The 21,087-nt window shown below is 63.2% G+C and carries 17 protein-coding genes and 1 riboswitch; of the genes, 5 read left to right on the top strand and 12 right to left on the bottom strand.

The window, feature by feature from the left end:
• Positions 1-91 precede the first annotated feature (91 nt).
• The 3 genes from ABX74_RS02410 to ABX74_RS02400 all read left to right on the top strand — a co-directional run bounded on the left by ABX74_RS02410 (position 92) and on the right by ABX74_RS02400 (position 5,277).
• Positions 92-2,275, top strand: a complete 2,184-nt coding sequence (locus tag ABX74_RS02410) for a malate synthase G (protein WP_047888137.1) — start codon at positions 92-94, stop codon at positions 2,273-2,275.
• 159 nt (positions 2,276-2,434) lie between these two features.
• Positions 2,435-4,129, top strand: coding sequence for a VWA domain-containing protein (locus ABX74_RS02405; protein WP_047888136.1), 1,695 nt, complete (start codon positions 2,435-2,437; stop codon positions 4,127-4,129).
• Positions 4,129-5,277 (top strand): metallophosphoesterase, encoded by a 1,149-nt coding sequence (locus tag ABX74_RS02400; protein WP_047888135.1) that lies wholly within the window; start codon positions 4,129-4,131, stop codon positions 5,275-5,277. Before ABX74_RS02405 ends, ABX74_RS02400 begins: the two co-directional genes overlap by 1 nt.
• 22 nt (positions 5,278-5,299) lie before the next feature.
• Here ABX74_RS02400 and gcvP read toward each other — a convergent pair whose 3' ends face one another.
• The 11 genes from gcvP to ABX74_RS02345 form a co-directional block, all read right to left on the bottom strand.
• Positions 5,300-8,158 carry an aminomethyl-transferring glycine dehydrogenase gene (gene gcvP, locus ABX74_RS02395; RefSeq protein WP_019748554.1) on the bottom strand — a complete coding sequence of 953 codons (2,859 nt, stop codon included), beginning with the start codon at positions 8,156-8,158 and terminating at the stop codon, positions 5,300-5,302.
• 53 nt (positions 8,159-8,211) lie between these two features.
• Positions 8,212-8,341, bottom strand: a riboswitch (glycine riboswitch).
• Positions 8,342-8,561: 220 nt separating this feature from the next.
• Positions 8,562-9,116, bottom strand: coding sequence for a MerR family transcriptional regulator (locus ABX74_RS02390; RefSeq protein WP_021344354.1), 555 nt, complete (start codon positions 9,114-9,116; stop codon positions 8,562-8,564).
• A 335-nt stretch (positions 9,117-9,451) separates the two neighbouring features.
• Entirely contained in the window at positions 9,452-9,925 is a 474-nt protein-coding gene (locus ABX74_RS02385; RefSeq protein ID WP_003946194.1) for a bifunctional nuclease family protein, read from the bottom strand.
• A 93-nt stretch (positions 9,926-10,018) separates the two neighbouring features.
• Positions 10,019-10,756, bottom strand: a complete 738-nt coding sequence (locus ABX74_RS02380) for a MerR family transcriptional regulator (RefSeq protein WP_003946161.1) — start codon at positions 10,754-10,756, stop codon at positions 10,019-10,021.
• A complete protein-coding gene (gene garA, locus ABX74_RS02375) occupies positions 10,756-11,250 on the bottom strand; it encodes a glycogen accumulation regulator GarA (protein ID WP_003946166.1) in 495 nt (164 codons plus the stop codon). Before garA ends, ABX74_RS02380 begins: the two co-directional genes overlap by 1 nt.
• 211 nt (positions 11,251-11,461) lie before the next feature.
• A complete protein-coding gene (gcvH, locus tag ABX74_RS02370) occupies positions 11,462-11,866 on the bottom strand; it encodes a glycine cleavage system protein GcvH (RefSeq protein ID WP_019748557.1) in 405 nt (134 codons plus the stop codon).
• 44 nt (positions 11,867-11,910) lie between these two features.
• Entirely contained in the window at positions 11,911-12,690 is a 780-nt protein-coding gene (locus ABX74_RS02365) for a DUF881 domain-containing protein (RefSeq protein ID WP_021344355.1), read from the bottom strand.
• A 3-nt stretch (positions 12,691-12,693) separates the two neighbouring features.
• The gene (locus ABX74_RS02360) at positions 12,694-13,044 is read right to left on the bottom strand and encodes a small basic family protein (RefSeq protein WP_003946178.1); all 351 of its coding nucleotides are present in this window, start codon (positions 13,042-13,044) and stop codon (positions 12,694-12,696) included.
• A gap of 13 nt (positions 13,045-13,057) precedes the next feature.
• Positions 13,058-13,924 (bottom strand): DUF881 domain-containing protein, encoded by an 867-nt coding sequence (locus tag ABX74_RS02355; RefSeq protein WP_019748559.1) that lies wholly within the window; start codon positions 13,922-13,924, stop codon positions 13,058-13,060.
• Complete coding sequence (locus tag ABX74_RS02350; RefSeq protein ID WP_020907837.1) at positions 13,921-14,520, bottom strand: CDP-alcohol phosphatidyltransferase family protein; 600 nt, start codon at positions 14,518-14,520, stop codon at positions 13,921-13,923. Before ABX74_RS02350 ends, ABX74_RS02355 begins: the two co-directional genes overlap by 4 nt.
• 109 nt (positions 14,521-14,629) lie before the next feature.
• Positions 14,630-15,244 carry an NUDIX hydrolase gene (locus ABX74_RS02345; RefSeq protein ID WP_020969692.1) on the bottom strand — a complete coding sequence of 205 codons (615 nt, stop codon included), beginning with the start codon at positions 15,242-15,244 and terminating at the stop codon, positions 14,630-14,632.
• Between the two features lie 139 nt (positions 15,245-15,383).
• Here ABX74_RS02345 and ABX74_RS02340 point away from each other — a divergent pair, with 139 nt between their 5' ends.
• Positions 15,384-17,519, top strand: coding sequence for a bifunctional lysylphosphatidylglycerol flippase/synthetase MprF (locus tag ABX74_RS02340; RefSeq protein WP_047888134.1), 2,136 nt, complete (start codon positions 15,384-15,386; stop codon positions 17,517-17,519).
• A gap of 4 nt (positions 17,520-17,523) precedes the next feature.
• Positions 17,524-19,791, top strand: a complete 2,268-nt coding sequence (locus tag ABX74_RS02335; RefSeq protein ID WP_046378597.1) for a DUF2254 family protein — start codon at positions 17,524-17,526, stop codon at positions 19,789-19,791.
• Here ABX74_RS02335 and ABX74_RS02330 read toward each other — a convergent pair.
• Positions 19,753-21,042, bottom strand: a complete 1,290-nt coding sequence (locus ABX74_RS02330) for an alpha/beta hydrolase (RefSeq protein ID WP_007731985.1) — start codon at positions 21,040-21,042, stop codon at positions 19,753-19,755. The two genes, ABX74_RS02335 and ABX74_RS02330, sit on opposite strands and share 39 nt — an antisense overlap.
• Between the last annotated feature and the right edge of the window lie 45 nt (positions 21,043-21,087).

The following is a 21,087-nucleotide window of genomic DNA, read 5'->3' as shown; positions in this document are numbered from 1 at the left end:
CGGACAGCGGTGGGAATACTCCCAGGTAACATTGATGTTGGTTCATGGCATCCATATGTGGTGCTCCGCTTTCGGAAAAGTGAGGCTATTCATGACTGAGCGCGTTCAGGTCGGCAGTCTTCAGGTTGCCAAGGTTCTCTACGACTTCGTGGTCGAGGAGGCTCTTCCCGGCACCGGTGTAGACGCCGAGACGTTCTGGGCCGGCGCCGACAAGGTCATCACCGAGCTCGCACCGAAGAACCGCGATTTGCTTGCCAAGCGTGACGATCTGCAGGCTCAGATCGATCAGTGGCATCGCGATCATGCCGGCGCTCCCATCGACGCTGCCGCATACAAGGCGTTCCTGCAGGAGATCGGCTACCTCTTGCCGACGCCTGCCGAGTTCTCGGTCACCACCGCGAACGTCGACACCGAGATCACCTCGACGGCCGGCCCGCAGTTGGTCGTGCCGATCCTCAACGCGCGCTTCGCTCTCAACGCGTCCAACGCCCGCTGGGGTTCGTTGTACGACGCGCTGTACGGCACCAACGCCATCTCGGAGGAGAACGGCGCCCAGAAGGGTTCCGGCTACAACAAGGTCCGAGGCGACAAGGTCATCGCCTGGGCGCGTGAATTCCTCGACGCGGCAGCACCTCTCGCGTCGGGGTCGCATGCAGATTCGACCAAGTACGTGATCGACGGCAGCGAACTGAAGATCACGTTGGCAGACGGTACGGTCACCACCCTCGCCCAGCCGGAGAAGTTCGTCGGCTACCTCGGCGAGAAGGACGCACCGACGAGCATCCTGCTGCTCAACAACGGACTGCACGCCGAGATCCAGATCGACGCGTCCTCCCCGATCGGCAGCACCGACGCCGCCGGTGTCAAGGACGTCGTTCTCGAATCGGCCGTCACCACGATCATGGACTTCGAGGACTCGGTCGCCGCTGTCGACGCCGACGACAAGGTTGTCGGTTACCGGAACTGGTTGGGCCTCAATCGCGGTGATCTGTCCGAGGAGATCAAGAAGGGCGCCAAGTCCTTCACTCGTACGCTCAACGGCGACCGTAAGTACACCGCCGTCGACGGCAGCGAACTCAGCCTGCACGGTCGTTCGCTCCTGTTCGTCCGCAACGTCGGTCACCTCATGACCAACCCCGCGATCCTCGATGCCGAAGGCAACGAGGTCCCCGAGGGCATTCTCGACGCTTTGATCACCAGCACCTGTGCAGTGCATGGCCTCTCGATCAGTGACGCCAACGGCCCGCTCGACAACAGCCGCACCGGCTCGATCTACATCGTCAAGCCCAAGCAGCACGGCCCCGAGGAAGTTGCCTTCACCACCGAACTGTTCGGCCGCGTCGAGCAGGTCCTCGGGCTTCCCGAGAACACGCTCAAGGTCGGCATCATGGACGAGGAGCGTCGCACGACAGTCAACCTCGCTGCCTGCATCAAGGAAGCAGTCGACCGCGTCGTGTTCATCAACACCGGCTTCCTCGACCGCACCGGCGACGAGATCCACACCTCCATGGAAGCCGGCGCGATGGTGCGCAAGGCCGAGATGAAGAAGCAGAAGTGGATCGGTGCGTACGAGGACTGGAACGTCGACACCGGACTGGCCTGCGGCCTGCAGGGCAAGGCGCAGATCGGCAAGGGCATGTGGGCCATGACCGAGCTGATGGCAGACATGCTCGAGCAGAAGATCGGCCACCCCAAGGCCGGCGCCAACACCGCGTGGGTTCCTTCGCCGACCGGCGCAACGCTGCACGCGACGCACTACCACCGCGTCGACGTGTTCGCTGTTCAGGACGGCCTGAAGGGCAAGCCGCGTGCGAGCGTCGACGACATCCTGACCATCCCGCTCGCTCCCAGCACCGACTGGACGGACGCGGAGAAGAAGGAAGAGCTCGACAACAACTGCCAGTCCATCCTCGGCTACGTCGTCCGCTGGATCGACGCGGGTGTCGGCTGCTCCAAGGTTCCCGACATCCACGATGTCGCGCTCATGGAGGACCGCGCCACCCTGCGCATCTCGAGCCAGCTGCTCGCCAACTGGCTGCGTCACGGCATCGTCAGCGAGAGCGACGTTGTCAGTGCACTCGAGCGCATGGCCCCGGTTGTCGACCGTCAGAACGAGGGCGACGCCGAGTACCGCAACATGGCACCTGATTTCGATTCCAACATCGCGTTCCAGGCTGCCAAGGAACTCATCCTCGAAGGCGCGAAGCAGCCCAGCGGATACACGGAGCCGATCCTGCATCGCCGCCGCCGCGAGTACAAGGCTGCCAACGCCTGATTTCACCTTCTTCGAACTCGAAGCTGAACCCGAACAGCCTCGGCACCGCTACCGGTGTCGAGGCTGTTCGCGTAGGCCCCGAAGATTCGTCACTAGACTGGCCGAGGACACAGTCCGTTCAGCAGACATTCTTCGAGTGACCAAGGTAGGGCAAGGTACGTGGGCGAACATCGCGGCAGGTCAGGCGCCAGAGGTATCAGCAAGGGGCCGATTCTCGTCGTCGTGCTGATCGTCTTGATCGTTGCAGGCTTCTTCGGGTGGAAGGCCCTCAGCAACCGGATCGACGATCAGGGCCAGCAGGCAGCAGGTACGTGCGTCGAAGGCAACAAGACACTCGACGTCACCGCGGATCCGTCCATCGCCCCACAGATCGAGGAACTGGCCAAGCGGTACACCCAGACCTCTCCGGTCGTGCGCGATCACTGCATCACCGTCGTGGTGCACGGTGCGCCGTCCGCGTCGGTCTCGACGGCACTCGAAGCCGGTCCGGCGGCACCCTGGGACGACGCAGCATTGGGACAGCGTCCCTCCCTGTGGATCCCGACGAGCTCGTTCGAACTCGCGCCGCTGGCGGGCAAGGCCGTGATCAACGGTGATCCTCGCTCGCTCGCGAGTTCCCCGATCGTTCTGGCAGCCGGCCCCGAGACCGCGGCAACATTGGTCGGCGCAGCATCGAGTTGGAAGTCATTGCCTTCCGATCTGACGGTCGCCCTGCCGGTCGGAAGCACCGAAACCTCGATGGCCGCACAGGCGATCGCTGCCGACGTCGCCGATGCGGGTGCCGGTCCGGTCACGACGGATCAGGCGAAGTCCGCGCAGGTCAACGCTGCGCTCAGTGCGCGGGCGTTGCAGTTCCAATCCTTGCCGACTCCCCCCACGTCCACCGCCGAAGCCCTCGGAGCACTGAGCGCCGGAACACCGGATTCGGTGAAAGCCGTTCCGGCCACGGAACAGTCGATAGCGCAGAGCGCGAACGCAGCGATGACGACGTACTCCCCCGCCGGCGCAACGCCAGTCGCGGACTATCCGGCGGTCATCGTCTCGGGCAGCGGGATCGACGAAACCGCCTCGCGCGCAGCGGCACAGTTTGCCGATTTCATGCGTGAGCCGAATCAGTCACAGTTGTTCGTCGGCGCCGGTTTCCGGGTCGAGGGTCAAGATCTTCCCGATCTCGGTGCGGTGTCTCCGGCCAAGATCTCGTCCACGTTGAAACCGGCTTCGGCCGAAACCGCAGCTGCGCTCGGTGACATCGTCGCCAATCCGGTCTCTCCGCGTAGTGCCACCATCCTGATGGACACGTCGGCGTCGATGGGTACCGACGACGGTGGCACTACCCGCTTGGTGAACGTTGCCGCGGCAGTGAACACGCAATTGGGTCGCAGCCCTGACGCTTCGGACATCGGCCTTCGCGAGTTCAGCACGGGCACCGACGGAAAACCGTCCGAGCGCATCCTGGTTCCGGGCGGTTCACTGTCCGAGCCGAATCGGCGTGCCACCATCACCGATTTCCTCAACGGGCTTCGAGCCGGCGGAAAGACCTCCAAGTACCCGGCGCTTGCCAGTTCGTACAAAGCCGCGGTTGACGGTTTCGACGCGGGACGAGTCAACTCGGTGCTGCTGATCACCTCGAGTACACCTGACGAATCCACCACGACGCGAGCCGAACTGCTCAGCGCGATCGCCGCTGCGGGCAATCCGTCACGTCCGGTACAGGTCGACGTGATCGTCGTCGGTGCGGGCGACGACGTCTCCACACTCCAAGACGTCTCGGATCGGACCGGCGGAACCTTGGTTCGCGTCGATTCGACGTCCGACCCCGCTCTCGCGGCCACAGTGACCAAGATGCTGTCCTGATGGGGCGCGTCGCGGTTTTTGCAGTCCTTCTCGCCCTTCTGACCTGGTTCCTGCACCGCCGACTCGTTCGCGCCACCGGCATCCCGAGGCGATGGGCTCGTCTTGCCGACACTGCGCTTGTCGTCTTGGCGGTCTCGACGCTCATCGGGGTCGGCAGCGGCGAAATCTTTCCGACGTCCTGGGCGCGACCGATCGGATTTCTCGGATGGGTCTGGCTGGCTTCGTGGCTGTACCTGATTCCCGGACTGCTCGTGATCGGCCTGTTTGCCGGGATCAGTCGACTACGTGCACGCCGCACGGATACCACGACCGAAGTCGACCCGGCCAAGCGTCGTACGTTGCAGTTGGCTACAGCAGCAGTCACTCTCGCGGCGATCGGCACCGCCGGCTACGGCGTCTACGAGGCGTCGGGCCCCAAGATTTCACGCGTCCGCGTGCCGCTCGCTCGCCTGCCCGAGGGCTTCAACGGATACCGGATCGCCTTGATCACCGACCTGCACGTGGGACCGGCCCGCGGGGTCGACTTCACCCGCAAGGTGGTCGAAATCGTCAACGCGCAGAATGTCGATCTGATCGCGATCGGCGGCGATCTCGTGGACGGCACCGTCGCAAAAGTTGCTCCCGATCTTGCTCCGCTCGCCGATCTTCAGGCGCCGGACGGAATCTTCGGAGTCAGCGGAAACCACGAGTTCTACGCGGACGACGGTGGCAAATGGCTCGACGTGTGGCAAACATTGGGGATCACCACACTTCGCAACAGTCGCGCCTCGATCCAGCATGACGGCGACACCATCGACATCGTGGGCATCCACGACTACACGTCGCCGGCCCCGTACGAGCCGAACCTTACTGCCGCGCTCGCAGGTCGCGATGCGAATACTTTCGCCTTGCTTCTCGCGCACGAACCGCGTCAAGCGATCGAGGCGTCCGAGATGGGTATCGATCTGCAACTGTCCGGGCACACTCACGGCGGTCAGATGTGGCCGCTGCGCTATCTCGTTCCCCTGCAGCAACCTTCGGTGCAAGGCTTGGACACGGTCGGAAACACAGTGCTCTACACGACGCGTGGCGCCGGGGCCTGGGGCCCGCCGGTACGCGTCGGCGCACCGCCGGAGATCACCGTTCTCGAACTCGTACGCGAGAGGTGATGATCTCCGGCGGGCACACGCCTTAGTTGCCTGCGAACGCTTCGATCGGCGGGCACGAGCAGACCAGGTTGCGGTCGCCATGTGCACCGTCGATACGACGCACGGACGGCCACACCTTCGGGCGAGCCTTGCCTCGCGGGAAGACGGCGATCTCACGCGAGTACGGGTGATCCCACTGCGCTGCAATGCTTCCGGCAGTATGGGGAGCACCGCGTAGCGGGTTGTCCTCCACCGTCCACTCGCCGGCGCCGACGCGATCGATTTCGCCGCGAATGGCGATCATCGCCTCGCAGAACTCGTCGATCTCTTCGAGGTTCTCGCTCTCGGTGGGCTCGACCATCAGTGTGCCGACCACAGGGAAGCTCATGGTCGGTGCATGGAAACCGTAGTCGGCCAGACGCTTTGCCACGTCGTCGACGGTGACGCCGGTGTCCTTGGTCAACCCACGGAGGTCGAGGATGCACTCGTGCGCGACCATGCCGTTCTCGCCGGTGTAGAGAACCGGGAAGTACTCGTCGAGTCGACGCGCGATGTAGTTGGCCGACGCGATGGCGGTCAGGCTGGCGCGGCGCAGGCCCTGAGCACCCATCATCCGGATGTAGGTCCAGGTGATGGGCAGAATGGACGCACTACCGTACGGCGCTGCCGAGATCGTTCCTCTACCACCGAGTTCGGGGGCCATCGGGTGTCCGGGCAAGAACGGCGTCAAGTGTGAGCGCACACCGATCGGGCCGACGCCGGGTCCGCCGCCGCCGTGCGGGATGCAGAAGGTCTTGTGCAGATTCAGGTGGCTGACGTCGCCGCCGAATCGGCCCGGACGGGCAAGGCCGACAAGCGCATTGAGGTTGGCGCCGTCGACGTACACCTGGCCACCGGCGTCGTGTACCGCTGCGCAGATGTCGGAGATCTCATGCTCGTAGACACCGTGTGTTGACGGGTAGGTGATCATGATCGCGGCGAGACGCTCGGCGTGATCGGCGATCTTCGCGCGCAGATCGTCGACGTCGACGTCACCGTTGGGACGGCAGGCGACTACCTCGACGCGCATCCCGGCCATGACGGCAGACGCCGCGTTGGTGCCGTGAGCACTCGACGGGATGAGGCAGGTGTCGCGGTGGTCGTCGCCCCGGCTGAGGTGGTAGTTGCGGATCGCGAGCAGGCCCGCGTACTCCCCCTGGCTGCCGGCGTTGGGTTGCAGGCTGACGTTGTCATAGCCGGTGACCGCGACCAGCCAGTCTTCGAGATCCTTGATGATCTTCAGCAGACCGGGTGCATCCGACGTGGGCGCGAACGGATGGATCGCGTTGAACGCGGGCCAGGTGATGGATTCCATCTCGGCGGTCGCATTGAGCTTCATGGTGCACGAACCCAGCGGGATCATGCTGCGATCGAGGGCGATGTCCTTGTCGGAGAGCGCGCGCAGGTAGCGAAGCATTGCCGTTTCCGTACGGTAACGGGTGAAGGCTTCGTGCTGCAGGTAGTCGGAGGTGCGCTCCTGAGCAGCCGGAACCGAATTGCCCTCGGCTTCGATGGCGACAACAGCATCCTCGATCCCGAACGCGTCGAGCACGGCAAGGACGTGGTCGGCGGTGGTGGCCTCGTCGCAGGAGATACCGACATGATCGGCATCGACCAGACGCAGGTTGATCCCGGATTCCTTGGCCGCAGCGACAACGCTGGCCGCCTTACCCGGAACCTGAGCCAGCACAGTGTCGAAGAACGAATCGTGGACTACGGTCACGCCGCCCTCGCGCAGGCCGTTTGCCAACGCGTGTGCGCGGGCAGCGACGCGCAACGCAATCGCCTTGAGCCCCTCGGCGCCGTGGTAACTCGCGTACATCGCAGCGAGGATCGCGAGGAGCACCTGCGCGGTACAGATGTTGGACGTCGCCTTCTCACGGCGAATGTGCTGCTCACGTGTCTGCAGCGCGAGGCGGTATGCCTTGTCTCCGTCGGCGTCGATGGAGACGCCGACCAAACGGCCGGGCAGCTGACGCGCGTGCTTGGAATGCACGGCCAGGTAACCGGCGTGCGGTCCGCCGTACCCCATGGGAACACCGAAGCGCTGGGTGGTGCCGAAGCACGCGTCCGCACCGAGTTCACCCGGCGAGGTGATGAGCGTCATCGCAAGAAGGTCGGCGCCGACGGCAACCAGTGCGCCGCGCTCGTGAGCTTCCGCGATGATCGAGGTGTAGTCCATGACGCGTCCCGAAGCGCCCGGGATCTGGGCGATGACACCGAAGAAATCACCCTCGGGCAGTCCGGCAGTGAGATCTGCGGAGACGATCTCGATGCCGAGCGGCTCGGCGCGTGTCTCGATGACGGCGAGGGTCTGCGGATACAGGTCCGCGTCGACGACAAAGCGTGGGGACTTGCTGCGGTTCGCGCGGCGCAGGAGCGTCATGGCTTCGGCAGCGGCGGTGGCCTCGTCGAGCATCGACGAGTTGGCCAGTTCCATGCCGGAGAGATCGGCGACCATGGTCTGGAAGTTGAGGAGGGCTTCGAGGCGGCCCTGGCTGATCTCCGGCTGATACGGGGTGTACGCGGTGTACCAGGCCGGGTTCTCGATGATGTTGCGCAACAACACCGGCGGCGTCAACGTGTCGAAGTAGCCGAGGCCGATCATCGACGTCGCGACAGTGTTCTGGGCTGCAAGTGCAGTCAGTTCGGCAAGTGCCTCGTGCTCTCCGACCGGAAGCGGCAGAGCGTCGAGTCCGGCCGCGATGCCGTTGGGGGCAGCGTCGAGGATGACGGAGGGAACGGCCTTGGTTGCCAGTTCGTCGAGTGAATCGACACCGACGAGTTCGAGGATGCGCGCGAGTTCCGCGGCGTTCGGACCGACATGGCGGTCGGCAAATATACGGCTTGCAGCGTCGATCACGACAACTCCCAGACAGATCGGAGGATCAGGACACACACCGAACTGCGGTGCGTTCCTCCCCCTCTGTCGCATGCTCGATTCCCGAGCGCCTGAGAGATTCGGTAGTGATCCGCCGATAGACGGAAGCCACAGCCTTTCCCCGTCGGCGGGTGGGTTGTCCCACCGCTTTCCAGAGGCGTCGGAGCCCGTACGGTCCTTGGTGCCTGAGAGATTGACGGGGAGGTATTGCTCCTTCGGCGCCCTGATCCCGCTCACGACTGACCTTTGAGACAAAGACTGAAACAAAGACAAGTTCGGTGAATCGGTATCCGAGGCTCTCCCGTACGCCGGCGACGCAGGCCCAGTCTAGTTGACCGAAACGCCTACCTGCACCGTGGCATCCTCCAAAGAGATGTGACGTGCGTTATCCGGTTTTGCGGCTGGCGCGATTCTTGCGTCGCGAAGCCAACTCGTCTTCCGGGTTGGGATCGCTTTCGCCGCCGTCAGCCCGCTCGGCTGGGAAGTCGGCGATTGTTCCGGTGAGTTCACGCATCGCTCCACTGACTGCGATGCCGAATACGCCCTGCCCACCCTGGAGGAGGTCGACGACCTCTTCGGGAGACGTGCATTCGTACACGGTGGTGCCGTCGGAGAACAGGGTGATGTTGGCAAGATCGCGGACGCCACGCTTACGGAGGTGATCGACGGCAACGCGGATGTTCTGCAGTGAGATGCCGGTGTCGAGCAGACGCTTCACGATCTTCAGAACGAGGATGTCCTTGAAGGAGTACAGACGTTGGCTACCGGATCCGGCAGCGCCACGGATTGACGGAACAACCAACGACGTCCGCGCCCAGTAGTCGAGTTGGCGGTACGTGATCCCGGCGATCTGGCACGCACTGGGTACTCGATATCCGACGAGGTCGTCGGGGATGGAATCGTCCGGGAACAGGCCTGGCTGCAGCTCTTCGGAAGACATTTCTGCAGTCGGCTCGGCACTATCGGCTATGCCCGTTCCGCGCTCATTCGACTGTTCTTCCACTGCCGTCTCCCTCTCGCTTCGCCATCATGTAACCAACCTGTGCTATCAGCAGTCACGAGAATCCCGTGCCGACCGAACTTTCAGACGTGAATCCAAGGCCGGTAATTCCATGAGTGGACTTACCCAGAGTACGCCTCGATCGACAAGGCGAGAAGATCTCCACCGCACGCAACGGTAAGACCACGAGGGTGCTCGGTCAACGCAACACGCCGACCGAGACTCAACCTCTACTTGAGAGTTGAAGACTAAAGCCTGATTACGGGCAAACAGGACTAACCGTCAGTGGCCTTGAAGTCGTCCGGCGAGATGGTGTCAAGGAATTCCTTGAACTTCTCGACCTCGTCTTCGCGCTCGTCGGGAATGACCAGACCGGCCTCGGCGAGAACAGCCTCCGACGCGAAGATCGGAACGCCGATGCGCAGGGCCAATGCAATCGAGTCCGACGGACGTGCCGAGACGGTGGTCTGCTCGTCGAAGACGAGATCCGCGTAGAAAGTGCCCTCTTGCAGGTCCACGATCCGCACTTCCTTGAGGCTCCGACCGAATGATTCGATCAAGATCTTGATCAGGTCATGAGTCAGCGGCCGCGCCGGCTCGACTCCCTGTTGTTCGAGAACAATCGCGGTAGCTTCGGTTTGCCCGATCCAGATCGGCAGGTACCGATCGCCGTCGGACTCTCGCAGCAACAGGACCGGCTGATTCTGAGGCTGCTCGACACGAACTCCGATCACACGCATTTCGCCCATCGAGCTTGCCTCCAACCTGACGTGATCCAGCCGACCGACTCCGATGCGGTCGTACTGAAATTCTATTCGAGTGTGCCCCGCTGATCGAGGAACTCAGCGATCGAGACTTCCCCGAACCGCCGACTTGACCAGACATGTGTGCAAAGTCAGCGACAGCGCAGCCAGTTCCCGGACCATTTCCTCGGCACGATCACGTGCTCCGGCGTCACGACCCTTGGCAACCGGTCCGGCGATCTGGGTCACGAGTCCTGCTTCACGATCAGCAGCCAACTTGAACGCCCGCAGATGACGAACCTCCAAGCCGTACTCGGACATCGCCTTCGCGGTGCGCGCCAGCGTCACGGCGTCCTCGTCGAAGAAGCCCGCTGCGCCGGGAACGACCAAACCGGTGCGGATCAGATCGGTCAGAAACCGATCGTCGATGTCGGCGCGAGCGAGAAGGTCCTGACGACCGACTCGAACTTCGCGATCGACCCGGAAAGCCTCGGGTGAGACATCGCCCGTAGCGATCGACAGGACGCGAGCACGACGAGGCGCAGGAACTTCTGCACTCACCGTCGCTGCGCCGCTGTCGATCGCTTCGAGTTGTTCTTTGATCACTTTGAGCGGCAGGTACTGATCGCGTTGAGCGGTCAGCACGAAGCGAAGACGCTCGCAGTCCTCGACAGAGAATCTGCGGTATCCCGACGGTGTCCGTTGTGGGCTGATCAAGCCCTCGGACTCGAGGAAACGGATCTTCGAAATCGTCACGTCGGGAAAATCTGGACGCAACCGATCCAGCACGGAACCAATCGACATTCCGGGCTGGCTCTGCTGCCGCACTGCCGTCATTAGCTACCCGCACCTGCTGACGACTCGCCGACCTGCGAACCGCCGGCACGAGGGCCGGTGAGGAACACCAGACGGAACTTGCCGATCTGAACCTCGTCACCGTTCGCGAGAACTGCCGAATCGACAGGCTCACGGTTGACGTAGGTGCCGTTGAGGCTTCCGACGTCGACGACGTGGAAATCTGCATCTTCCTGACGGAACTCGGCGTGACGACGGCTGACGGTCACGTCGTCGAGGAAGATGTCGCTGTCCGGGTGCCGACCTGCCGACGTCGTCGGCTGATCGAGCAAAAAGCGGGATCCTGCATTCGGTCCCCGCTTGACCACCAGAAGGGCGGCTCCGGCGGGAAGGCCTTCCACGCCCGAAACCGGCTGCTCGGCGGCCGGTGCTGCAGAGGAGGTGTTGTCGAGCTCATTGAGGAAGTCCGCACGGAAAACCGAAGTGGTCTCCGCCGGCGACTCCCCATAGCCCGCGTCGTTACCGTTCTCGCTCACTGTTTCTCCTCCTGGGTCAATCATCCAGATCATGAATCACTGGACTACGCAGTGCACTTTCTTCACGAGCATCTTTCACAGTCACGTTCGATACGGCCCTGCGCCCCGACTCGGCACATGCGTACCTAACGACCGTACCCTGCGCAGACCGCCGCGTGCAGCGAGACAGGCCGCGACACAACACGAGTTGGCCGGTCCACGCGCAGGTTTTCTACTCGGACGTGAGTCCCTTGTATGCCTCCGCGTCCAGCGTTGCCGCGAGTGCGGCGTCGAGTGTGGCCTCGTCGGCGACCTCGAGCTCGACCAACCAACCCGTGTTGTACGGATCGGTGTTGACGAGGTCAGGCTGTCCGTCCAATTCACCGTTGGCTGCAAGAACTTTCGCAGTGAACGGAGCAAAGATGTCGGAGACGCTCTTGGTCGACTCGACCTCACCGAGCGATTCACCGGCGGTCACGTCTTCGTCGACAGCAGGAAGCTGGACGAACACGACGTCACCGAGCTGCGACTGAGCAAAGTCGGTGATACCGACTCGAACTGAGGTCGGGCCGGTCCGCTTCACCCACTCGTGCTCCGCGGTGTAGCGCAGATCGGTAGGTGTATCGAGCTCACTCACAGTGGCTTCCTTTCACAGGCCGTCCGAAAGTCGGACGCAAAAGATCAATTTCCGGGTTGAGCGTATTGGCGCGGATTCAATTGTCGCAAGACGGAGATCGTGACCTGCTGCGATTGGTCGACTGAGGAAGTTCCGCCGTTGCGTGCGACGTTGTCGAAAACGCCTCCGGGAATGTTCAACGCTGCTGCCAACGTCGGTGGATCCCCGATCGCGGTCACAGTGTACGGCTGCTCGATCCGGGTTCCGTCCAATTCGATCTCGCCGCCGCGCCCGCTCACCCACGAGTTCACGCCGATACGAATGGGTTCGCCGTTCGCACCTGCGATCGAGATGGCTTCGGCACCGGCAGCGCGTAGTTCCTGGATGAGATCGAGAATCACTTCGGAGCCGACGCCCCCTGCTGGATCCGTCAGGGTCATCGTCACACCCGGTCCGGTAGCAGGAGCGGTCCCCACCTGAATGGAGAGCGAGGTCAGCCGCGCCCGCGCCTCGTCGAGCGCTGCTCCGGTGTTGCCGCCGGCTTCCAAAGTGGCAAGCGATTCCTGAAGATTCGCGACTTCCTGCCTCAGCGCGGCTTCACGCCGATTCAAGTTGTCGAGAACCACCAGGAGGTCGGCAGGGCGCGCGGCGTCGAGTGAATCTCCGGCCACGGTGCTGCGTACCTGTGTGGCAATCGCGACGCCGAGCACACCCAGAAGCACGGCGGCGAGGATCGCGAACACGACGTTCGTGCGATGTTTCGACGGCGAACGCAACTCGTGACGACCTTCACCCGTAGTCGTCACTGGCGGTTCTTCGGGGTCAGTCGTGGCGTGGTCGGACATGGCTCACGCTCCGAACAGTCGTCGTCGCAATGCCGCTGCGTTGCCGAAGATCCGGATACCCAACACGACGACGATTGCCGTCGAGAGTTGAGTACCCACACCCAACTGATCGCCGAGCCAGACGATCAACGACGCGACGAGCACGTTGAAGACGAAGGAGACCACGAACACCTTTGCGTCGAATATCTCGTCCAGATACGCGCGTAGCCCGCCGAAGACGGCGTCGAGTGCCGCAACGACAGCGATCGGAAGATAGGGCTGGATGACGTCGGGGACCTGCGGGCTGAAAACGACGCCCAAGACGATGCCGACGACCAGTGCTGCGAGTCCGTACAGGGCGGAACCGGCCTTCATCGAACTCCTTCTGTCACTTGGGTTCTGTGGGTTCTGTTGCCACCCGGACCGCACGAGGCGTCGCGGGTGGCAGTGTCAACGAGTCGTCCTCGGCCACTGCGAAACCGACTCCGTACAGTTGCGAGACGCTCGACATTCTCACGTAGGCGTCGCTGACGACGAACTCTCGCTGCAGCGCGCGCGTGTCGCCGATCGCCTCGACGCGGTACGGCGAGAAGACAGGTTGGTTGTCGACGAGCATCGCGCCGCCCGCCTGACGGATGGTCACCGTCGGCCCGATTCGCACGCCGCCGACGGCGATTGCCTCCGCTCCGCCAGCCCACAGGGCGTTGACGACGGTCTGCAGATCGCGATCGAGGACAACTGTCTTACCGCCGACGCTGCGCTGGGACGCATCCGAGAGGTTCGGGCGCCCGGCCGGGTCCGTCAACGTCACCACCAGCCCCTCCCCGTGAACAGCTTCGGCTCCTGCGCCGGATTCGACCGCTCGCAATTGATCGAGGACCGCGCTGCCTCTGGCATCGCCTTCGAGCGCCAGGCCACGGGCGGCGTCGACGTCGCCGCCGAGTGAATCGCGGGACGCGGCCAGCGAATCGATTCGATCCTCCGCGTCACGGACCTTGGCGACCAACTCGCTTCGAACCTCCTCGGTGCCGGTCACCTGCTTGGTGGCCTGAACTGCCGAGACCGTGACGATGAACCCGATCAACAGTGCACCGAGGGCCAGCCACGGCCCCGTCTTCGAGGATCTGTTCGTCGTGTGCTCGTGTTGGCGTTCGAATGCCGTCGCTTCGTAGCCCGGATCGAGATGTTCGGTCATGAGCGACCGAAGCAGCGACGGTACCGGGTTACGACGGACGTCCTCCCCGGTCGACTTCATCGGCGCACGACCTCGTGCGTTCGCGCAACGTCAACGGCCTTGAGCACGTAGATCGCGGCAGTCCACACGTACAGGACGGTTCCCCAGATCAGGAAAGCGAAACCGAAGGCATGGGTGAACGGTCCGATGGCCCAGTCTCCGTGTCCGGCAAGAATCAAGGGCAGCGCGAACATCAGGAGGAAGGTCGCAGCCTTGCCGAGGTAGATGACCTCGGGCGGCGGCAGTCCACGCCGGCGGTAGATCGGCAGCGTCAACGCGAGTAGAAGATCACGGCCGATCAAAATCGCCGCGACCCACCAGGGAATGAAATCGCGGGCAACGAAGGTGACCAGTGTCGTCACGACGTACAGGCGATCGACCAACGGGTCGAGAAGCGCTCCCAGACGCGAGGTCTGCCCGAGCACCCTGGCCAACTTGCCGTCGAGCCAGTCGGTGAACCCGCTGAGCATCAGCAGCGCCAATGCCCAGCCGTCCGAGTGCGTGACGAGCAGCAGGTAGGCGAACAGCGGCAGAGCGAGTAGACGCACGATACTGAGCACGTTGGGAACAGTGAGAATCCGATCCGTGGGGACCAGTTCTTGTTCGCCAGAGTTCACTGCACACACCTCGCGTCTTTCGATTGCCGTGCGGCCAGCTTTCCACAGCACGACGGACTATTCGCCGAGGCGCCGTAGCCCGAACTGTCCCGAGCGTGTCGAGCTGACCTTATCGCCAGGCGAACACCGGCTGCTCGAGGTTGTCGATGCGCGTGTTCCGTCCGTTCAGCACTTCGCGGAACTGATAGATGACGGCTCCGGTCGGCGCATGGATCAGGCTCGTTCGGAAAGGCCATTGGATCACCGGGTTCGGTGATTCCTCGATGGTGACGAATCGCGAGTCCACGTCGAGTTCCTCCGACGTCACGGCATACACCTGGGCCACCTCGTCGGGATTGGGTACCAGTCCCCCGATGTCCTCACCGGACCAGACGACGAACGGTCGGATCACAAATCCCGAACGGGTGACGTAGTCGTCGAGCCGGCCGATGATGTTCGACTCAGGGACGTCGACGCCCAACTCTTCGGACAGCTCCCGAACCGCTGCTTGTTCGGAAGACTCACCCGGGTCGACGCTTCCGCCTGGCAACGCGAACTGACCGGGGTGAGCGCGCATCTTGCTCGGCCGCTTCGTCACCGGGAACACGGGTGTTCCGTCCGCAGTCCGCATGACGACGATGACCACCGACGCCGAGCGCCTTCCGTCCAATTCGACCGACCGAGGTTCGAAAGCGGCAAGTGAGGCGACCAGGTGGTCCCGATTCAGTAAATCTCCGTTCACCATGGCTCGACAGTAGCGCCACGAGACTGAGACCCCCAGCCAGTCTCGTCCATTTTGACCGCTTCGCCTGATTATCGGTCTGTATTCCTGTCATGCTGAACAGGCAGAATCCACCGTGCGGCATGGCGAGAAGAGAACCTCGATGGCTGAGCAGTCCCAGACCCCCACCCCGCAGACCGACCAGAGCGCGCCAGGCGCGCCGAATCGGGCCTCTCGCTTTGCCTCCGACGCGCTGAGCGTCCTGCGGCGCGTGCCGTTCACCTCGATCGTCGTGCTCACCATCACCGTCGTCGGGATCGCGACCGGCGCCTTGTGGAATCACGTCCGTACCTACTCGTGGTTCGACGACATCGCCTACGGAGTCCCTGCCTTGCAAGAAGGTAAGTGGTGGACTCTCGTCACGGGTTGGTTCTTCGGCTTGACGCCGGGTCAGTATGTTTCGATCATCGTCGTTTTTGCCTTCGCGGTCGGCTGGTGCGAGTGGCGCCTGGGAACCAAGAACGCGGCCATCGTCACGATCAGCGGTCAGTTGGCGGGCGAACTGGGTGCATCGCTCCTCCTCTGGGTGGGCAGCCACACCGATTGGGATTGGGCTCGCAACCTCGCCACCCACCGCGACGTCGGTGTCACCACCGCAATCATCGCCGCACTCGCCGCGACCACCGCAACTCTGCGCTCGCCCTGGCGAATGCGAGTGCGCGCCATCCTGTGCGCGTACATCGCGATCGCCTTTCTCTTCGAAGGTCGCCTCGCCGACGTACAGCACCTCATCGCGGTCGCGATCTTCCTTCCGGTCGGCGAAAAGTTCTTCGGCGACGGAGAGCGCGGGTTCATCCCCCGAACGCGACGCGAGATCCGTCTGCTCGGATTCATCGGCCTGCTCCTGATCGGAGTGGTCGAGATCGCCGTGTGGTTGTTCCCCGGCAGTGGACCCTTCGGGCCGACGGAAGCCGAAACCGGTTCGGGCTGGACCGCATTGGTCGACGTGATCATCGTTGCACTGATCGCGGATCAGTTGCGACGAGGTCGCCGCTGGGCCTGGTGGGTTGCCGTGGTGTTCGGCTCTCTGACGGTCTTGGCCACCGCCCTCGTCCTCGGTTCGGTCATCTTCTTCGACTACGAAAGCGCCGGAGCCGTCACGGTCGGTACCGCGCTGCTCTGGCTTCTCGAACTCATCTTGCTGATCAAGGGCCGTCACGCTTTTCACGTGCCGATGCGGCGCAAGATTCGAGGCGGACCGCTGTCCGGGAACGATCCTCGCGCCACTGCTCGGGAACTGCTCAAACAGCACGGCGGCGGAACCATGTCGTGGATGACGACGTGGGACGGCAACAGTTACTACTTCGGCGAGTCGGGTGAGAGCGTCGTTGCATTCCAACGGCATGTCGGTGTCGTCGTAGTGCTGGCCGATCCGATAGCGAGCCCCGACCGACTTGCCGCGGCGGTCGACGAATTCACGACGATGTCCGAAGCCAACGGCCTCACTCCCTGCTTGTTCTCCGTAGGGAAGGAAACAGCCGATGCCGCCACACGGCGCGGGTGGCGCACCGTTCAGGTCGCCGAGGACACGATCGTCGACCTGCCGGAATTGCAGTTCACCGGAAAGTCCTGGCAGGACATCCGCTCGGCGCTCAACAAGGCCAAGAAGGACGACATCACCTTCCGGATGACAACACTGGCAGACGAGCCGTTTTCCGTCTTGGCTCAAGTGCGCGCTATATCCGAGGAATGGGTGGGCGACAAGGGACTCCCCGAGATGGGGTTCACCCTCGGCAGCGTCGAGGAGGCGCTCGATCGCGACGTCCGGGTCGGTTTGGCCGTCGACCCGACGGGAAGTATTCACGGCGTCACCTCGTGGTTGCCGGTGTACGGCGAAGGCGGCGTGGTCCGGGGTTGGACGCTCGACGTCATGCGTCGACGCCCGGACGGCTTCCGGCCGGTGGTCGAGTTCCTCATCGCATCGTCGGCCCTCGAATTCAAAGAACAAGGTGCCCAATTCGTCTCACTGTCCGGCGCGCCGCTGGCCCGCAGCGACGACGGCGCCGACGCCGCATCGATGGACCGCCTGCTCGACATGCTCGGAGCCGCGATGGAACCGCTCTACGGCTTCCGGTCTCTTCACGCATTCAAGAAGAAGTTCAAGCCGAGATACGAACCCGTTTTCCTGTGTTTCCGCGACGAGGCCGACCTGCCTCGAATCGGAATCGCGCTCACGCGTGCTTACCTTCCGGACGCGACAGCTCCTCAGCTGATCAAGCTCGCCACCAGCAAGAGCTGACGCCGTGCGGTCCTGGTTCGAGCACACGGTCGTCGACACCGGCAGACTCCCACTGTTCTTCCTTCTGCTCGCCTTTGTCCTGACGTTCCTGTTCATTCGGTTCAGCGTTCGAATGATCCGAGCTGAGGTCTCGTGGTGGCCAGGCAATGTCACGCCCGGTGGAATGCACATCCACCACATGGTTTTCGGTTTGATGATGATGCTCGTGTCCGGCTTTGCCTTCATCGCTCTGGCCGACTATCACACCCCGATCGCCAACTGTGTTCTTGCGTCGGTGTTCGGTATCGGCAGCGCGCTGGTCCTCGACGAGTACGCACTCGTGCTACATCTGCGCGACGTCTACTGGGCCGAGGAGGGTCGCTCGTCCATCGACGCAGTGTTCGTTGCCATCGCGATCTCGTTCCTTTTCCTTCTCGGAGTCCACCCGATCGGGTTCGCGGGAGAGTTCGACCCGTATGAGCAGGACCGTAGCCTGGCGACGTTGATCGGCGTTGTCGTCGCGATCGTGATCCAACTCGGACTCGCCGTGATCACGTTGATGAAGGGCAAACTCTGGACCGGCTTGATCGGACTGTTCTTCACCCCGCTTCTGTTGGTCGGAGCAATTCGGTTGAGTCGCCCGGGTGCGCCGTGGGCGCGTTCGCGTTACCGCGACAAGCCCGCGAAGATGAGCCGGGCAGTCGCCCGTGAGCAGCGGTATCGCGAGCCGATGATCCACGCGAAGATCTACGTTCAGGAAACGGTGTCAGGAAGTTTCGGTTCCACTCCCCCGACCCCACCACCACTCCCAGTCGTCGACACCACGACGCCTACGACGAAAGTCGGATTATCACGGCGGCTTTCGGACAGAATTCGCTGGCGCCGAACTCGCCGACGACTACGAACAGTCCCGGTCTGGCGCCTCCCCGTGATCCTCGTCGTGCTGTCCGTCGTCACCGCGAACATCCTCGTCGGAATCGACGGAGACCTGGTGAGCGACGGCGACGTCGGTACCATTTCCGAGGGCGTGGACGCCGGGGCCACCGCAACGCTGCTCAGCGTCATCGCCGGCGGGATGATCACTCTCACCGGTCTGGTGTTCACCGCCATCACCCTCGCAATGCAGTTCGGCGCCTCGCAGATTTCGGTGCGGGTGGTCCCGATGCTTGCGCAACAGCGAGTCATGCGGTGGTCGATCGGCATGTTTCTGGCCACGTTCGTCTTCTCCTTGATCATTGCGCTCGATCTGGCGCTCGATTCGGAGAATTCCTCACCGACCATCTCCACGGCGATCGCACTCCTTCTGGCATTGGCCAGTGCGATCCTGTTCATCGCGTTGGTGGCGAAGGTCGGGTCGATCCTCAATTCCAGTCGGTTGCTGCGTTGGATAGCGGCCCAGGGTCGCAGCGCGACGATTCGTGCCTATCCGCTGTACGAGGACTTACCTTCCGGCGCACCGAAACCCAGTCAGCCGCTCCCCCTCCCCCAACCGCGCGAGTCCGAAACCTCCGAGAGCGCCGACGCACTGGTGATTCGCCTGCGCCACCTCTCACCCGACGGCCGGATTCTGCTGGCGATCGATCTCGCACGACTGCAGCGGTTGGCGAGCCGCTGGGACGTCTCGGTCGAGGTCGTCCCCAGCATCGGCGAGTTCGTCGCCCAGAACGCGCCCCTCTTCGAGGTACGCGGACCGTCGCTGAAGGTACGTCCTGACACCTTGATGTCGTGCTTGATCTTCGGTGACACGCACAGCCCGGTCGTCAGCCCCGGTGCAGCGCTTCAGTCGATCGTGGACATCGCGCTCAAGGCACTGTCACCCGCCATCAACGACCCGGGCCGAGCCGTGCAGGCTCTCGACCACATCGAAGATCTTCTGGTACTTCTCGCCCCGCGGGTCCGCTTCGACACGTCAACCTCGGATCTCACGCTGATCCGAGGGCAGCAACGCACCTGGACCGATTACGTGTCCGTCGCCACCGACGAGATCCGGCACTTCAGTACCAATTCCGCGCAGGTCCAGCGTCGTCTACGCGCGGTATTCGCGACGTTGCTCGAAGCCTGCCCGCCGGACCAGCACCCTCCGCTACTCGAGCGCGTCGACGCACTCGATGCGCAATTGACCCGAGAATGGACCGGCGCACTCGACCTTCGGCTCGCGAGTGTGGCAGATCCGCAGGGATTGGGCTCCGAAGCCGGGGCGACCGGAAGAATTCACCCGCTGATCATCGGGTCTTCGGAACTTCCAGACGATCGTTCATCCGGGCAGACCGAGTCGCGTTCCCAGCCAACCTAATTGACTCGCCAATCCAGCCGACCACACCTGGAAGCTGTGTCCTCCGTCGACCTCGGCGTACTGGACGTCCATCCCTGCGGCTTTTGCGGCTTCGTAGAGCGTTTGAAGACCTGGGCGGTAGTCGTTGTCCTGCTTGCCGACCACGAACACTCCGGCGCTGTCGGGGAACTTCTTCTCCCGGAGCAGATCCTGCGGATTCACTGCCACGAACGCGGCTTCGTTACCGCCGAACGCTGCATCGACCGTCTGCTTCCGATCGCCGAGGGTGGGTTCGATCTGACCGGACAGATCCAGGAACGTCGGATACACCGCGGGGAAGTTCGTTGCCATCTGGAACGCGCAGGTACCGCCGTAGGAAAGTCCCCCGATCGCCCACTTCCTCGGGTCGGGATCCACCTGGAGGTTCCCGCGCACCCAGTCGGGAACATCGCGCGAAAGGTACGTTGCGACGTTCCCGAGTTGGGAATCGACGCAGAGCGGATTCGCCAGTTCCGACCCGGTCCCGTCAGCAACGACGACAACGGGAGCCAAGCCCGAATGCGCAGCGGCGTAGGCGTCCATGGTCTGGACGAGACGTCCGCCCTGTAGCCAGTCCTCGGGCGCGCCTGGTTGGCCGGCAAGCAGTACCAACACCGGCAACTCCGGTCGTGGGTTGGTGAAATACGCGGGCGGTAGGTAGATCTCGGCGTCGCGGGCGCTGAATCCGGAGACCGTCCCCGCAATCGTGACCGTGCTGACCTTGCCGGCCGACGGCATGTCCGCTGGAGCCTTCCATTGCGAAACCGGTACCGCCCCGTCCTTGCCGTCGTCCAGGTCGGCGAGTGAAACCTTCTCCGCGTCCGAGAGTCCCAGCGCTGTTCCCAACGTCGGATACGACTGGAACTGCAGATTCACGTGAGCCGCGCTCGACACGACCACCAGGAGCACGGAGACCACGGTGAGCACGCGACCGTCGATCCGCGTCGCCGCAAATACCCGCGAAACACCCAGCAGCACGCCGAGAATGCCCAACCCGATCCACACGTAGACCGGACGGGCAATCGGATCGGGGAACGGGTGCCACACCTTCTCGATCAGCCAGTACAGCACGAGAGTGATCGCGATTGCCGCGACGATGCAGACCGGAATCGAGATCAGCACGTGACGCCTCGATCTCGAGAAGATCAGCCACAGAAGTGCCAGAATTCCGAGCACCGTCACCACGGGCGGAACCGGGCCCGTGACCAGCGACAGATCCGTGATCGTGTGCACGTCGTCTCCCGTCGCAGCCCTGTTTAGACAATATCCAAGAACAGG

It is taken from the genome of Rhodococcus sp. ARP2, from assembly GCF_001029585.1.
Taxonomy (GTDB): domain Bacteria; phylum Actinomycetota; class Actinomycetes; order Mycobacteriales; family Mycobacteriaceae; genus Rhodococcus_F; species Rhodococcus_F erythropolis.
This window is presented reverse-complemented; position numbering and strand designations above follow the sequence as displayed.